General features: G+C 60.2%; 16 protein-coding genes. 6 read left to right on the forward strand and 10 right to left on the reverse strand.

Annotated features, from left to right (window positions below; all coding sequences use genetic code 11):
* Positions 1-12: 12 nt before the first annotated feature.
* The 5 genes from rhaM to rhaB all read right to left on the reverse strand — a co-directional run bounded on the left by rhaM (position 13) and on the right by rhaB (position 5,240).
* Positions 13-327, reverse strand: coding sequence for an L-rhamnose mutarotase (gene rhaM, locus ACUW6V_RS18390; RefSeq protein WP_014729852.1), 315 nt, complete (start codon positions 325-327; stop codon positions 13-15).
* Positions 324-1,472 (reverse strand): lactaldehyde reductase, encoded by a 1,149-nt coding sequence (gene fucO, locus ACUW6V_RS18395; RefSeq protein ID WP_004385152.1) that lies wholly within the window; start codon positions 1,470-1,472, stop codon positions 324-326. The genes rhaM and fucO overlap by 4 nt, the downstream gene beginning before the upstream one ends.
* A 208-nt stretch (positions 1,473-1,680) precedes the next feature.
* Complete coding sequence (gene rhaD, locus ACUW6V_RS18400) at positions 1,681-2,505, reverse strand: rhamnulose-1-phosphate aldolase (protein WP_454038749.1); 825 nt, start codon at positions 2,503-2,505, stop codon at positions 1,681-1,683.
* Positions 2,506-2,514: 9 nt separating this feature from the next.
* Complete coding sequence (locus ACUW6V_RS18405) at positions 2,515-3,771, reverse strand: L-rhamnose isomerase (protein WP_454038750.1); 1,257 nt, start codon at positions 3,769-3,771, stop codon at positions 2,515-2,517.
* On the reverse strand, positions 3,768-5,240 hold the full coding sequence (rhaB, locus tag ACUW6V_RS18410; protein WP_454038751.1) for a rhamnulokinase: 1,473 nt from the start codon (positions 5,238-5,240) through the stop codon (positions 3,768-3,770). Before rhaB ends, ACUW6V_RS18405 begins: the two co-directional genes overlap by 4 nt.
* Positions 5,241-5,540: 300 nt before the next feature.
* Here rhaB and rhaS point away from each other — a divergent pair, with 300 nt between their 5' ends.
* Positions 5,541-6,377, forward strand: a complete 837-nt coding sequence (gene rhaS / locus ACUW6V_RS18415) for an HTH-type transcriptional activator RhaS (protein WP_454038761.1) — start codon at positions 5,541-5,543, stop codon at positions 6,375-6,377.
* Positions 6,378-6,448: 71 nt separating this feature from the next.
* Positions 6,449-7,300, forward strand: coding sequence for an HTH-type transcriptional activator RhaR (rhaR, locus tag ACUW6V_RS18420; RefSeq protein WP_454038752.1), 852 nt, complete (start codon positions 6,449-6,451; stop codon positions 7,298-7,300).
* Here rhaR and rhaT read toward each other — a convergent pair.
* On the reverse strand, positions 7,297-8,334 hold the full coding sequence (gene rhaT, locus ACUW6V_RS18425) for an L-rhamnose/proton symporter RhaT (RefSeq protein ID WP_004385145.1): 1,038 nt from the start codon (positions 8,332-8,334) through the stop codon (positions 7,297-7,299). The two genes, rhaR and rhaT, sit on opposite strands and share 4 nt — an antisense overlap.
* Before the next feature lie 372 nt (positions 8,335-8,706).
* Between rhaT and sodA the strand changes: the two genes are divergently transcribed.
* Complete coding sequence (gene sodA, locus ACUW6V_RS18430) at positions 8,707-9,327, forward strand: superoxide dismutase [Mn] (protein WP_015387089.1); 621 nt, start codon at positions 8,707-8,709, stop codon at positions 9,325-9,327.
* Between the two features lie 70 nt (positions 9,328-9,397).
* Positions 9,398-10,075: a 6-hydroxyaminopurine reductase gene (gene yiiM, locus ACUW6V_RS18435; protein WP_007853667.1), complete on the forward strand. Its 678-nt coding sequence runs from the start codon at positions 9,398-9,400 to the stop codon at positions 10,073-10,075.
* 162 nt (positions 10,076-10,237) lie between these two features.
* On the opposite strand, the gene lldD is transcribed toward yiiM, so the two are convergent.
* From lldD to lldP, 3 genes are read right to left on the reverse strand one after another with little or no spacing between them, the layout of a single operon-like run.
* On the reverse strand, positions 10,238-11,443 hold the full coding sequence (gene lldD, locus ACUW6V_RS18440) for an FMN-dependent L-lactate dehydrogenase LldD (protein ID WP_454038753.1): 1,206 nt from the start codon (positions 11,441-11,443) through the stop codon (positions 10,238-10,240).
* Positions 11,440-12,228, reverse strand: coding sequence for a transcriptional regulator LldR (gene lldR, locus ACUW6V_RS18445; RefSeq protein WP_063265834.1), 789 nt, complete (start codon positions 12,226-12,228; stop codon positions 11,440-11,442). Before lldR ends, lldD begins: the two co-directional genes overlap by 4 nt.
* Positions 12,225-13,880 (reverse strand): L-lactate permease, encoded by a 1,656-nt coding sequence (lldP, locus tag ACUW6V_RS18450; protein WP_015387088.1) that lies wholly within the window; start codon positions 13,878-13,880, stop codon positions 12,225-12,227. The genes lldR and lldP overlap by 4 nt, the downstream gene beginning before the upstream one ends.
* 403 nt (positions 13,881-14,283) lie before the next feature.
* On the opposite strand from lldP, the gene ACUW6V_RS18455 reads away from it, so the two are divergent.
* Complete coding sequence (locus ACUW6V_RS18455; RefSeq protein WP_454038754.1) at positions 14,284-14,604, forward strand: type II toxin-antitoxin system RelE/ParE family toxin; 321 nt, start codon at positions 14,284-14,286, stop codon at positions 14,602-14,604.
* Positions 14,594-14,878 carry a helix-turn-helix domain-containing protein gene (locus ACUW6V_RS18460; protein ID WP_007853687.1) on the forward strand — a complete coding sequence of 95 codons (285 nt, stop codon included), beginning with the start codon at positions 14,594-14,596 and terminating at the stop codon, positions 14,876-14,878. The genes ACUW6V_RS18455 and ACUW6V_RS18460 overlap by 11 nt, the downstream gene beginning before the upstream one ends.
* Positions 14,879-14,906: 28 nt before the next feature.
* Here ACUW6V_RS18460 and ACUW6V_RS18465 read toward each other — a convergent pair whose 3' ends face one another.
* Entirely contained in the window at positions 14,907-15,269 is a 363-nt protein-coding gene (locus tag ACUW6V_RS18465; protein ID WP_004385739.1) for a YibL family ribosome-associated protein, read from the reverse strand.
* Positions 15,270-15,307 lie beyond the last annotated feature (38 nt).

Raw genomic sequence — 15,307 nt, forward strand, 5'->3', positions numbered from 1 at the left:
ACACACCCACGCTCACTCCAGATAAAACACGTTTTTCAACTCCTGACTCACCGGGCTGTTATCCGGGTTGGACGGCATAATCTCGCGCATATGCTTCCACCAGCGCTGGCACACCTCGGTTTGCGCCACGGCGTTCCAGCGCGCCTCGCTCTCTATCTCGACCGTCGCGAAGAGCAAATGACGCTGCGCATCAAGCCAGATGGCGTAATGGTGCGCGCCGTGCGCTTTCAACACCGCTTCAAGCTCCGGCCATATGGGGGAATGGCGGCGCTGATACTCGTCGTGCGCGTCGGGGTTTACCTGCATTACAAACGCTTTGCGGATCATAACGCCTCCAGATAGAGCTCGCGGACCTCGTCGCGTGAAGCGACGCGCGGGTTGCACGGCGCGCAAGGGTCAGCCAGCGCATTATCAAGCCAGCCTTCGATATCCGCTTTCGTCACACCAAGCTGGCTGAAGCCGGAAGGAATGCCGACACGCGCCGATAGCGCGCGGATCGCGTTGATGGCTTCATGGCTCGCCTGTTCATCGCTCATGTCACGGGTATCGACGCCCATCGCCTGCGCCACGCGCGCAAACCGCTTCACGGCGCGCGGGCGGTTAAAATTTTCAATAACGGGTAGCAAAATCGCGTTGCAGACGCCGTGCGGCAGGTTGTGCGTCGCGCCCGGCTGGTGCGCCAGCGCATGTACCAGGCCTAAGCCCGCGCTGTTAAACGCCATGCCCGCCAGATACTGACCGCACGCCATCTGCTCGCGCGCCTCCAGATTGTGCCCGTCCTCCACCGCCTTTGGCAGCCACTCGTTAATCAGGCGAATCGCCTCCAGCGCGTTGGCGTCGGTCAGCGGGTGCGCACCCACCGAGACAAACGCCTCGACCGCGTGGGTCAGCGCGTCCATGCCGGTCGCGGCGGTGATGGCGGGCGGAATATCCAGCATCACGCTTGCGTCATCCACGGCGATATCGGGGATCAGATTCGGGTCGATAATCACCTCTTTGACCCGTCGCGCCTCGTTGGTGATCACCGCATTGCTGGTCATCTCCGCCGCCGTTCCGGCTGTGGTGTTAATCGCCACCAGCGGTGCGCCAGGGTTTTTGACATGACCTACGCCCGCGTAATCGATGGATGCGCCTGGATTGGCGGTGAGAATTTTGATGGCTTTAGCAGTGTCGATGGGGCTGCCGCCGCCGAAGGCAATCAGGTAGTCGCATTGCGCATTGCGCCAGATTGCGAAGCCGCGCTGCACCAGCGCTTCGGTGGGGTTCGGAAAAACGTCATCAAACAGCTCGTATGAAAGCTGATGCGTATCCAGTGCGGCAAAGAGGCTATCGAGCAGGCCGAGTTTAACCAGTTGTCCGTCGGTGACGATAAGCGCCTTGCCCCAGGCTTTATTCGCCACCAGTTTCACCATGTCTTCGATAGCGCCTGCGCCATGCAGGCTAATTTTGGGCAGTGCCAACATAAAGCTCATGCAGCTTCTCCTTGCTTTTACGGTAATGGCGGGTGCGCGTTGCTTACCCGCCTTACGGTTGTATTCACGCTGGCGGGTGCGCGTTGCTTACCCGCCCTACGGGTGTATTCACGGCGGCGGGTACGCGTTGCTTACCCGCCTTACATTGATGATGGGTAGGGTGGGTAAGCGCAGCGCACCCACCGTCTGCCTCCACACACCCGCCCGGTTACAGCGCGATGGCACCCGCGTGCGGCGTCACGCCAAAACGCTCGCCGAGCGCAATCAACTCCTCGCGCGTGATGGTCTGTTTCATGCCGCCCATCGACAACACCTTGACCAGGATCTCGGCGGATTTCTCGGCGGTATCGATAAGCCCGAACGCCTCATCAAGCGTCGGCCCGGTGCCGAAAATACCGTGATGCGGCCACAGCACCAGCGTGTGGGTTTTCATCTGCGCCGACGTGGCGCTGCCGATGCCATCGGTGCCCGGCACCATCCACGGCACAATGCCGATGCCGTCCGGGAACACCACCAGGCATTCGGTGCTGCCTTCCCACAACAGGCGCGTAAAGCGCGCTTCATCCAGCTCCAGCACAAAGCTCAGCGCAATCAGATTCGTGGCGTGACAGTGCATAATCACGCGGTCCTTGCCGCCGGAGACCGCTTTGCGCACCGCGTGCGACTGAAAATGCGACGCCAGCTCCGATGTCGGCAGGCCGCCGTTACTGAGCCCCCAGTGAATGTGATACGCCATACCGTCATCGGTGATTTGCAGCAGCACCAGCGTGTCGGCCGGGTCGAGCTGCACGTTGCGGAAAAACTTCCCGGAGCCGGTCACGAGAAACCAGCAGCCCGCCAGCTCCTTGCGCGGCTGGCTCAGCTCCACGCAGCGGGGCGCGGGGTAAAACTCGTCGCGGTAAGGCTCTACGTCGGCTGCGTCAAGGCGCAGGCTCACATTGCCGCCGTTGCGTTCGTCCCAGCCTTTCAGCCACATATCGCTGGTGGCTTTAACCATTCCCTGAACAAACCAGGAAGAGAGAATGCGTTGCATGAGTGCTCCTTAGCGCGTGCTTAATACTTGTTGTTCATAGTGGCGGACGGCGGAGAGCCACGCGGCATCGGCTGGCGTGTCGTGGCGCTCGCAATACATCTCCCAGACGGCCTGCCACGGCAGCGATTTTTGCTCTTCGAGCAGCGCCAGACGCGCGGTGTAATCGCCGTCAAGCTCCAGCTGACGCAGTTGCGCGGTCGGCTCCAGCAGCGCGCGCAGCAGCGCTTTCTTCATGTTGCGGGTGCCAATCACCCACGCCGCGATGCGATTGATGGAGGCGTCGAAGAAATCGAGGCCGATATGCACGCGATCAAACAGGTCATGGCGAATAATTTCGCCGGCGATGGCCTGCGTTTCGTCATCCAGCAGCACGACATGATCGCTGTCCCAGCGCACCGGGCGGCTCACGTGCAGCAGCAGGCGCGGCACGTAGAGTATTGCGGCGGAGATTTTGTCGGAGATCACTTCAGTCGGGTGGAAATGGCCAGCGTCGAGGCACAGTGCGGTCTGGCGGCTTGCGGCATAGCCCAGGTAAAACTCGTTCGAGCCAACGGTGTAGCTCTCCGCACCGATGCCGAACAGCTTGCTCTCTACCGCGTCGATGTGGTGCGCCGGGTTGAGTTTTTCGCGGATAACCTCATCCAGCGCGGCGAGCAGACGGCGTCGCGGCGCCAGGCGGTCCACCGGCGTATCTTTCATGCCGTCCGGGATCCAGATGTTCATTACCGACGGCGTGCCGAGCTGTTCGCCGAACGACGCCGACACGCGGCGGCTCGCCTGGCAGTGTTCAATCCAGAACTGGCGAATTTCCGGGTTGGGGTGCGAGAGCGTAAAGCCGTCGGCGCTCAGCGGGTGAGAGAAGCACGACGGGTTGAAGTCCAGCCCCAGCTGGCGCTCGCGCGCCCACGCCACCCAGTTCGCGAAGTGTGCCGGTTTGATCTCATTGCGGGCGACCGGCGTGTCGGATTCCAGATAGATGGCGTGCAGGTTCAGGCGTTTGGGGCCGGGGATCAGGCGCAGCGCCTGGTCGAGATCGGCGCGCAGCTCTTCGGCGTTGCGCGCCTTGCCCGGATAGTTGCCGGTCGCCTGAATACCGCCGGTGAGCTGCCCCTGCGGGTTTTCAAACCCGGCCACGTCGTCGCCCTGCCAGCAGTGCATGGAGACCGGCAGGCGGTCGAGCTGGTTTAGCGCGGCCTCGGCATCGACGCCGACGGCGGCGAAGCGCTGCTTCGCCAGTTCCCAGGCCTGGTGAATGTGAGTGGTCATGCGTAAAGCTCCTTCCTGATTTGACGGGACGGCGATACCCGCGCCGCGTGGCGCGCTATTTCGCTGTCCGTCTGAGGGTGAAAAGGGGTCAGCGTCTGGCTGGCGGTCACGACGCGGCGAAACGCATCGACATCGGCGATATCATCCAGCGCCATCAACTGGCAGCCGATATTGCCGAGCGTGGAGGCTTCCACCGGGCCTGCCAGCACCGGAATGCCGCAGGCATCGGCGCAGAGCTGATTCAGCAGCGGGTTCTGGCTGCCGCCGCCGACAATGTGCAGCACCGTGAACGGCCGCCCGCGCAGGGCGGTGAGCTCTTCCAGCACGCGGGCGTAGAGCAGCGCCAGGCTGTCAAAAACACAGCGCGCCAGCTCTGCCGCGCTTTGCGGCTCAGGCTCGTCGCGCTCCAGGCAGGCGGCCTGAATTTCGCGGCTCATGCTTTGCGGGTTGATAAAGCGGTCGTCATTCGGGTTCACCACAAAGCGGCAGGGCGCAAGCGCGCGCGCCTCGTCGATAAGCGCGGGCAGATCGGTAATCTGCTGCTCCTGACAGACGCGCTGCAACAGCCACAGCCCCATGATGTTTTTCAGCACCCGGTAACGCCCTTCGGCACCGCCTTCGTTGGTGATATTGGCCGCGAGCGCGCGGTCATCGGTGTACGGCGTTTTGCTCTCAAAGCCCATCAGCGACCAGGTGCCGGAGGAAAGGTACGCCGCGTCCGGCGTCGCCAGCGGCGCGGCGATCACGGCGCTGGCGGTGTCGTGCGTCGCCACAGAAACCACCGGCACTTCGACGCCCTGCGCGCTGCGCCAGTGGCCGATCACGTTGCCCGGATGCGTCGGCGCGCCGAGCCAGTGGTGCGGCACACCCGCCCAGTCGAGCAGCGTCTCGTCCCAGTTATCGGTGTTGATGTTAATAAGCTGCGTGGTAGTGGCGTTGGTGTAATCCCAGTTCAGCGCGCCGGTGAGCCGGTAGCAGAGGTAATCCGGGATGAGCAGCGCATGCGCCACGCGGTCAACCAGCTCCGGCTGCTGCTCCACCAGCGCGCGAAACTGATACAGCGTGTTAAAAGGCAGGAACTGAATGCCGGTGCGGCGGTAAATCGCCTCGCGGCCCATTTGCTGCTCCGCGCGGGCCATAATGCCGTCGGTGCGGCTGTCGCGATAGGACACCGGCAGGCCGACGCGCTCGCCGCGCGCATCCAGCAGCACATAATCGACGCCCCAGGTGTCGATGCCGATGCTGTCGATAGCGACGCCGCGCGCGCAGGCTTTCTCCAGTCCCGCGCGCACTTCACGCTCCAGCGCCTCCACATCCCAGGTGTCGAAGCCGTCCACGCGGCGCAGGCCGTTGGCGAAGCGGTGGATTTCCTCAAGCGTCAGGCGCTGTCCGTGGCTGTCGTAGCGGGCCAGCATCACGCGGCCGCTGGACGCTCCCAGATCGACCGCGACGCTATGGCGAATAGTCATGGTTGGGTCCTTGTTGGAATCTCTGACGCCAGTCTAGGGAGCGGCGCGGCGGCGCACCTTCACTCCACGGACAGTGCGTTAAACGCGCTGGCAAGGAGGCAAAGATGAACGTGAGGGAGTTCACAAAATGGCGTCTGGCCGCCTGGCTGACCGGGGTGTGAGCCGCGCCGCATTTCCAGAAATTTCACGGTGTTTCTTAAAAAACCGACAGGCTTTGCGCGTTTTGGCGTCGAAAATTTAAGGTGTCAGTGAGAACCGTTATCTACTATCAGGCAGGTTTCACAGAATGCGGGGGCAATGATGACGGTACTACAGAGCGTTGATTTTTTCCCATCCGGCGCGGCGTCGGTGACCATTGAACCGCGTCTGCCGCAGGCGGCATTTCCTGAACATCATCATGATTTTTATGAAATTGTCGTTGTTGAGCACGGCACCGGCACGCATGTGTTTAATGGTCAGCCGTATACGCTTAGCGGCGGCTCCGTCTGCTTTGTGCGCGACCACGATCGCCACCTCTATGAGCACACCGAAAATCTCTGCCTGACCAACGTGCTGTATCGCTCGCCGCAGGCGTTCAGTTTCCTGTCGGGGCTTGAAAAGCTCCTGCCGCAGGAGCAGGACGGCCACTATCCGTCGCACTGGCGCGTCAGCCAGCAGACGCTGCATCAGGCCCGCCCGCTGGTCGGGCAATTGGAAGCGCTGCGAGAAAGCAGCGACGTCCACGCCATCGCCAGCATGGAGATGCTCTTTATGCAGCTGCTGATTTTGCTGCGTAGCGGCGCGCATGCGCAGGGCGACGGCCGCCCTGATGAACGGCTGAACCAGCTTATCGCCTGGCTTGAGGAACATTACGCGGAAGAGATTTGCTGGGAGCAGCTCGCCGACCATCACCGGCTGTCGCTTCGCACGCTGCACCGCCAGCTTAAGCAGCGCACCGGGCTGACGCCGCAGCGCTACCTTAACCGTCTGCGCCTGATGAAAGCGCGCTATCTGTTGCGCCACAGCGAAGAGAGCGTCACGGATATCGCCTATCAGTGCGGCTTTGGCGACAGCAACCACTTCTCCACGCTCTTCCGGCGCGAGTTTTCGTGGTCGCCGCGTGAGATTCGTCAGGGGCGCGACGGGCAAATCCAGTAACGCGAAGGAAATCACCGTTTTCCGCGGCGAAAAAACGCATACTTTGCAGCCATTTGCCCCGGAGATACGCTGTGGCCTCTCAGTTAGTGCTCAGGAAAGCGGATTTCTTCGCGACACCCACCCAGCCGGTCGTCGTGGCGGATCGCTACCCGCAAAACGTTTTTGCCGAGCATACCCACGATTTCTGTGAACTGGTGCTGGTGTGGCGCGGCAACGGGCTGCATGTGCTGAACGACAGGCCTTACCGCATTACCTGCGGCGATCTCTTTTATATCCGCGCCGAAGACCGCCACAGCTACCAGTCGGTTAACGATCTGGTGCTGCATAACATCATCTACTGCCCGGAAAGGCTGCAACTGAACGTCAACTGGCGCGATCTGCTGGAAAACCCGCGCGGCGTGAACGGCGACCCGCGCTGGCGGCTCAGCAGCCAGGGCATGGTGCAGGCGCGCCAGGTGATTGATCAGCTTGAGCATGAAAGCCCGAAGCAAGACGCGCTTTCGCACTGCCTGGCCGAAAGCCTCTTTTTACAGCTGGCGATTACGCTGCGCCGTCATCGTTACCAGCCATCGGGCGGTACGGGGCCGGGCGAGGGCGAAACGCTCGACCTGCTGATGGCCGCGCTCGGCAACAGCCTCGACGTACCGTTCGATTTACAGCACTTTTGCAGCCATTATCAGATTGCCGAACGCCCGCTGCGCCAGCTGTTCCGCCAGCAGACGGGCATGACCATCAGCCAGTACCTGCGCCAGTTACGCATTTGCCAGGCGCAGTATCTGCTGCGCCACTCCTCGTTGCTGATAAGCGAGATCGCCGCGCGCTGCGGCTTTGAAGACAGTAACTATTTCTCGGTGGTGTTTACCCGTGAAACGGGCGTGACGCCACGGGTGTGGCGTCAGCAGTGGGGTGCTCTGGCCGGTTAGTTGGTCGCCATGCCCAGCCCGACGATATTCGCCGCCACAATAATTACCACGCAGCCCAGGCTCAGCACGCTGACCGGGCGACGCCCGGCGGCTTTCCACTCGCGCAGCAGCAGCCCGACGATGCCGCCGCACAGCACGTAAAAACTCATGTGCAGCATCCAGCTGATGTAGTCATACTGCGCCGGGATGCGCGCATGGCCCCAGGCGTAGAAAAAGAACTGCAAATACCACATCAGCCCGCCGAGCGCCGAGAGCAGCACGTTGCTGATAAGCAGCGGTTTCGCCAGCGAGAAATCGGCTTTAATCGACAGATTTTTCACCTTCGCGAGGCGGATAAAGCAGAAGCCGAGGTTAATCAGCGCGCCGCCGCCCATGATAACGACATAGCTTGGCAGCGCGACGTAGAGCGGATCGACGCCCAGCGCGGCAGCGGCTTCATGCATCGGCTTCGCGGCGTCCATCGCAAACGACATGCCGGCGGAGAACACGCCGCACAGCACCGCCAGCACCAGGCCTTTCTTCAGGTTAAACTCTTCGGCTTTGATGCCCATCTGGCGCTCTTTCAACTGGCCTGCGCGGGTGACAATGGCGACGCCAACGAGCGCGACGAACACGCCAAGCAGCGTCATCCGCCCGCCGGCGGTGCCGACGAGCACACCGAATTTACCGTTCAGCAGCGGCGTCATCAGTGTGCCGACAATCAGCGTGATACCAATCGCGATGCCGATGCCCATCGACATACCGAGATAGCGCATGGTCAGGCCGTAGTTAATGTTGCCGATGCCCCACATCGCGCCGAACAGAAACACCGGCAGCAGCGTGGCGGCGCTGAACGAGCGGTAGTAGGCCCAGAAATCGGGCAGCAGCAGCGCGCTGACCACCCAGGGTAAAATCAGCCAGGACACCACGCCGCCCACCGACCACATGGTCTCCCAGGACCAGTGCCGAACTTTTTTAAACGGCGCATAAAAGCAGGCGGCGCTCGCCGCGCCAATCAAGTGCCACAGTATGCCCATGGTTATTGCGTTACTCATGCTGTCGTCCTCGTTTCCGTCATAGCACCAGACAGGAGCGAAAGCCGCCCCCTAACCGAATCGAGTCTATTGAGGCGCTCACGCTTTCACCTTCGGGGCGCTGCCGCGAAGCGTTAACGGGTGGCAAAAAACAGCGAGTAAGCCGAACGGGGATCACACTTTATGGTGAATTCAGACGATGCCTAAGCGTTGGAAATATGTGCGAAAAACGGCGCAGGGTGCCCATTTTTGGCTAATATTGCGTTAAGTTATAACCATATAAAAACTGCGGCATTGATAAACATTTTCAATATCATTTAATTAACTATAATGAACCCACTGCTTACGCGGCGTTAACACCTATGCCGCCCGACAATAATGGAGATGATGAATATGAGTTACACACTGCCATCCCTGCCGTACGCATACGACGCCCTGGAACCGCATTTCGACAAGCAGACGATGGAAATCCATCACACCAAACACCACCAGACCTACGTCAATAACGCTAACGCGGCGCTGGAAAGCCTGCCGGAGCTGGCGAATCTGCCGGTTGAAGAGCTGATCACCAAACTGGATCAGGTTCCGGCGGACAAGAAAACCGTTCTGCGTAACAACGCGGGCGGCCACGCGAACCACAGCCTGTTCTGGAAAGGCCTGAAAAAAGGCACTACCCTGCAGGGCGACCTGAAAGCGGCTATCGAGCGCGATTTCGGCTCCGTTGAGAAATTCAAAGAAGAGTTCGAGAAAGCAGCAGCGACCCGTTTCGGCTCTGGCTGGGCGTGGCTGGTGCTGAAAGGCGACAAACTGGCTGTCGTTTCCACCGCAAACCAGGATTCCCCGCTGATGGGCGAAGCTATCTCCGGCGCTTCCGGCTACCCGATCCTGGGCCTGGACGTGTGGGAGCACGCGTACTACCTGAAATTCCAGAACCGTCGTCCGGACTACATCAAAGAGTTCTGGAACGTGGTGAACTGGGACGAAGCTGCAGCGCGTTTCGCTTCTCAGAAATAAGGTTGCAACCTGACCTGTAAAAAGCGAGCCTGATGGCTCGCTTTTTTTATATCCGCAAAAGGAGGCGCGTATGTATTTCCCGGTGCAGGTGTATCTCGGCAAAATCCGCGACTATGAAGGCAGCAGGCCCAGCGCCATCGGCAAAGTGCAGGTGGAGGGCGAGTTGTCACTTACCAGCCGCGGGCTGGTTGGCGATCAGCAGGCGGAGAAGAAAATTCACGGCGGGGCGGACCGCGCGCTGTGCCACTACCCGCGCGAGCATTACGCCGTCTGGGCGCGTGAATACCCGGAACAGGCGGAGTGGTTCGCGCCGCCCGCGTTTGGCGAGAATCTCTCAACGCTGGGGCTGACGGAAGAGAATGCGTTTATCGGCGATATCTTTCGCTGGGGCGAGGCGCTGATACAGATCACCCAGCCGCGTTCGCCGTGCTTTAAGGTTAATTTTCACTCGGGGATTAGCGAGCTTTCCGGGCGGATGCAGGATACCGCGCGCTGCGGCTGGCTCTACCGGGTGATCGGCGAAGGGAAGGTGTTTAGCGACGCGCCGCTGGAGTTGGTGTCGCGGGTGAGCGCCATTTCCGTGCGCGAGGCCGCTGCGATTGCGTGGCATACGCCGTTTGATGACGAGCAGTATCACCGGCTTCTGAGCGCAGGCGGGCTTTCCGCCAGTTGGGCGAAAACGCTGCAAAACCGGCGTCTTAGCGGGAAGATCGAGAGTTTTTCGCGCAGGTTGTGGGGTAGAGGGTAGTAGGCGGGTTATCCGAAAATCGTTGGTGGGTGCGCTTCGCTTACCCCCCCTACAGGAAACACTTCTCTATGGGGGGAGCGTGGTAGGGCGGGTAAGCGCAGCGCACCCGCCGCCGCCACTTACCCGTCACGACTTACCCCGCTATCCTCGCATCATCAACATTTACGCCGCGTCATCCTGCTTAGGTTTCGCGCTGGCGGCGGGCAGATCCGCTAAAACGGACGTAAATTCCGGCGACGGCACCAGCGATTCACGGGTGATCTCCTTAATCGACTTCGCGCCGGTCAGCGTCATCGCCACCCGCATTTCTTTCTCAATCAAATTCAGCAGGTTCGCCACGCCTTTCTCGCCGTGGGTCGCGAGCGCGTAAAGGTACGCGCGGCCCAGCAGCACGCTGTCGGCACCGAGCGCAATCATACGCACCACATCCAGCCCGTTGCGGATGCCGCTGTCGGCGAGGATGGTGATGTCACCCTTCACCGCATCGGCAATGGCGGGCAGTGCGCGGGCCGACGAGAGCACGCCGTCAAGCTGGCGGCCGCCGTGGTTGGAGACCACAATCCCGTCGGCGCCGAAGCGCACCGCGTCGCGGGCATCGTCCGGGTCGAGGATCCCTTTGATAACCATCGGGCCGTCCCAGAATTCGCGGATCCACTCCAGGTCTTTCCACGAGATAGACGGGTCGAAATTGTTCGCCAGCCAGCCGATGTAATCTTCAAGCCCGGTCGGCTTGCCAAGATACGCGGAAATATTGCCGAGATCGTGCGGACGGCCATTCAGGCCCACGTCCCACGCCCACTGCGGGTGCGTCACCGCCTGCCAGTAGCGGCGCATGGCGGCATTGGTGCCGCTCATACCGGAATGGGCGTCGCGGTAACGCGCGCCGGGTGTGGGCATATCAACGGTAAACACCAGCGTCGAGCAGCCCGCCGCTTTGGCGCGCTCCAGCGCGTTACGCATAAACCCGCGGTCGCGCAGCACGTAGAGCTGAAACCACATCGGGCGGTTCATCACTGGCGCGACTTCTTCGATCGGGCAGACGGACACCGTCGAGAGCGTAAACGGAATGCCTTTCGCCGAGGCCGCGCGCGCCGCCTGAACTTCGCCGCGACGCGCGTACATGCCGCACAGCCCGACCGGCCCCAGCGCGACGGGCATCGAGAGCGTTTCGTTAAACAGCGTCGTCTCAAGGCTCAAATCCGACATATTTTTCAGCACGCGCTGGCGCAGCGCCACCTGCGAGAGATCGTCCACGTTGCGCTTAAGGGTATATTCCGCGTAGGCCCCGCCGTCGATATAGTGAAACAGAAACGGCGGCAGGATACGCTGCGCCGCTGCGCGATAGTCGCTGGCTGCGGAAATAATCATTCTTTATTCTCCCTGGAAGGTTGCATTACGTCGTCGGGCAGGCGGGTGACACGCGCCTGGCGGGCGACATCTTCATCAAGCTGTTTAATCGTGGAATGGACAAAGCCGAGGTGGCGCAGCGTCGCGTTGCGCGCCCGCTCGGCATCGCCGGTTTCAATCGCCTCCAGCATCTCGCGGTGCTGGCCGGTGAGCTGCGCGAAAATCGGCTGTTGCAGATACATCCGCTGACGGCTCTCCATCACCGACGATTGCAGCAGATCGAAAAAGCCGCGCATGGTCTGGAGTAACACCACGTTGTGCGACGCCTCGGCAATCGCCAGGTGAAAGCGTACGTCGGCCTGCGAGGCGAGATCCGGGTCGTCGCGCTCGGTAAACTGCAACATCGCGTCGAAGCAGTAGCGCAGCTTTTCTTTATCCTGCGCGGTGGCGCGCAGCGCCGCATACCACGCGGTGCTGGCCTCAATGGCGTGGCGCGCTTCTAAAATGTCGTAGCGATAACCCGGATCGTCCGCCATCAGGTTCCGAATGGGCTGGACGATGCGCTGTTCCGACCACGGCTCCAGTTGATAGCGCACAAAGGTGCCGCCGCCGCGACGGCTTATCAGCAGCCCGTCGCGAATCAAAATCTGTAACGCTTCGCGCAGTGAATTACGCGAGACGCCAAGCTCCTGCGCGAGCTGTCGCTCAGAGGGCAGGCGCATTCCGGCTTCCAGCCCGCGCTCGGTGATGAGCGCACGAATGCGCTCCACCAGATGGTCGGCCAGTCGCCGGGTCATCAATGTCATGGGATCATCCAGGTAAAGTAATAAGCCTGAAGCAGCGTGATAAGCCCCACCATGCAGGTGAACGCCAGGCTGTGCTTCACGGTAAAGCGGAAAAGATCGGACTCTTTGCCCACCAGCCCCACCGCCGCGCAGGCGATAGCAATGGACTGCGGCGAAATCATCTTGCCGGTCACGCCACCGGTGGTGTTCGCCGCCACCATCAGAATATCTGAGACGCCGGTCTGCTGCGCCGCCGTGGCCTGGAGCGCCGCAAAGAGCGCGTTCGACGAGGTATCTGAGCCGGTCAGGAACACTCCAAGCCAGCCGAGGAACGGCGAGAAGAACGGAAACGCGCTGCCGGTGTGCGCGAGCGCGAGCGCCAGCGTCGAGGAGAGCCCCGAGTAGTTAGAGATAAACGCGAACGCCAGCACCATGCCGATGGAGTAAATCGGCAACGCCAGCTCTTTCATGGTCTGGCCGAAGGTTTCTACAGCGGCTTTCGGCTTCATGCGCAGCCAGATAATCGAAATGATGGCCGCCACGAAAATCGCGGTGCCGGTGGCGGAGAGCCAGTCGAATTTATAGACCGCGGCATAGGACGTGGCTTTTGCGACGACCGGCGGCATGCGGGCCACGAGACCATCGAGATACGGCACGGAGACGTTAAACACCAGGTCTGAGAGCGGGCCGCCTTTGGCGAACAGCGCTTTAAACGGCGGAATGCTCCAGAGCGTCACCGTGGCGGTCAGGAACAGGAACGGCGTCCAGGCGCGTACCACCTGGCCTGCGGTGTAATGCTTGCGCGCCAGCGTCTGATCGACCACCGAGGCGCCCATATCGCCGAAGCGGAAAATACGCACCGGCTGCCAGCGTTTAAGAAACAGCGTCAGGCAGACCAGCGACACCAGCGAGGAGATAATGTCCGGCAGCTCCGGCCCGATAAAGTTCGAGCTTAAATACTGGGCGATGGCGAACGAGCCGCCTGCCACCAGCACCGCGGGCCAGGTCTCTTTAATGCCGCGCCAGCCGTCCATAATCGCCATGATCCAGAACAGTACGATAATGGTCAGGAACGGCAACTGACGGCCGACCATCTGGCCAATCTGGAAGCTGTCGAGGCCGGTCACCTGGCCTGCCACCAGAATCGGAATGCCCATCGCGCCAAACGCTACCGGCGCGGTATTCACAATCAGGCACAGGCCCGCGGCGTAAAGGGGGTTAAAGCCCAGCCCCACCAGTAACGCGGCGGTGATCGCCACCGGCGCGCCGAAGCCTGCGGCCCCTTCCAGAAACGCGCCGAAGGAGAAACCGACAATCAGCATTTGCAGACGCTGGTCCGGCGTGATGGAGAGTATCGAGGAACGGATGATGTCAAACTGCCCGGTTTTCACCGAAATTTTATAAACGAACACCGCGGCGATGATAATCCACGCGATAGGCCACAGGCCGTAGAAGAAGCCGTAAATCACCGACGCGAACGCGCGCTCCGCCGGCATCTTGTAGAAAAAGAGCGCCACCAGCAGCGCGATGGCGACGGTAATGGTCGCCGCCATGTAGCCTTTCAGCTTGAGCTTAATCAGCGCGAAAAAGAAAAACAGGATCGGCAAAGCGGCAATCAGGCTCGAAAGCCAGAGATTCCCTGCCGGGTCATAATTCTGCTGCCAGAGGTGCATAGCGAATCTCCTGCGGGCCTTCATTCGTGCCGGAAGTCTGTGCTTCTGTTAGCACGGATTTGTAAAAGTGGCCCAACCAATGTGTTGTTGTAGGGTGAATGACAACAAAAGGTTAACTATTTGTTAGGTGTCAGCAACACACTGGTTGCGCTTTTTTAGGGTTTTGTGAGTGGGTGGTAAGTTTGCGAGGGGATTGGTAGGGCCAATTCAGGCGGTGTCTGGCGAATTATCATCACTCGCGCCGGGAAGCGAGAAAACGTGGAAGACGTCTCGCAATACCTACACATAAACCGCTTCGCTCTCGTTGATAACAGTAAAATCATCTTCGATTCCAGCGGCGGGAAGCCCGGAAGGTATGACAGAGAATGATGCCGGAGTGTGACTATGTGCAGGGAAGCGCGTCATGTTTGAATTAATTTTTCATCCGGTCGCGGCGGAAGAACTTTACGCGCTTGATCCCGTCATGCAGGCGAAAGTATTGAGAGGGCTGGAAAAGCTTGAACGAGAAGGCTTCCGGCTGCGTTATCCTGATTCGCGTGCGCTGAGCGGGGGCTTGTACGAACTACGGGTTGGCGGTAAAGATATTGCTCGTACGTTTTTTGCTTTTGCAGCCGGCCAGCGTATTTTTATTTTGCGTACTTTTATAAAAAAGACGCAAAAAACGCCGCTACGTGAATTCGAAATTGCACTCAAACGATTGGAGGAGCTCAGCCATGACGGTTAAAGGTATCACCTTTGCACAGGTGAAAGCGCGCGCCTTTGAAAACGCAGCGGTTCAGGCAGCTTACGAGCAACAAATACGTGAAGAAGAGCTAAGCGCCCTGCTTATTGCGATGCGTACACAGGCAGGCCTCACAAAAAACGATGTGGCTGAAAAAATGGGTGTTTCACTGCCGGAGGTCAGCCAGCTTGAAGATAATGCGCATGGGGCAAGCGTCGACACGCTTCGGAATTATGCGCAGGCTTGTGGCGTTACGTTAAAACTTTCTCCTGGTTAAACACGGCCGCCAGGTGGCGGCCCGCCGATCAAAACTCGCTTTTCGCAAAGCCGGTCATCTCTTTCAGGCCCATTTCACGGCCCAGCGCGGTCATCGGGTGAACGACCACCAGCCCGCGCACGCTTTTCTTCAGCTTGCCCATATCGGCCTGCTCTTTTTTGGTGATAGCGCGTTTAAACGGCATCGCCATCAGCTTCTGCGCTTCTTTGCTGAGCTTGTCGGTACGCACATCTTTCAGGCGCGCGATTTCCGCTTCCAGCGTGGCGATCTCCTGCTCCAGCTCCGCGTATTTATCGGCGGCTTCCGTCAGGGAAACGGCAGCCTGCTGATGACGCAGGGCATCAAGGCGGTCGCTCAGGCGTTTAATTTCAGCTTTTTCGATCTCTTTCATTCACACAAACCATCAGAAAAGGGGGTATTGCTGCAAAG

The organism is Cronobacter sp. 153480017-3 (genome assembly GCF_053627815.1).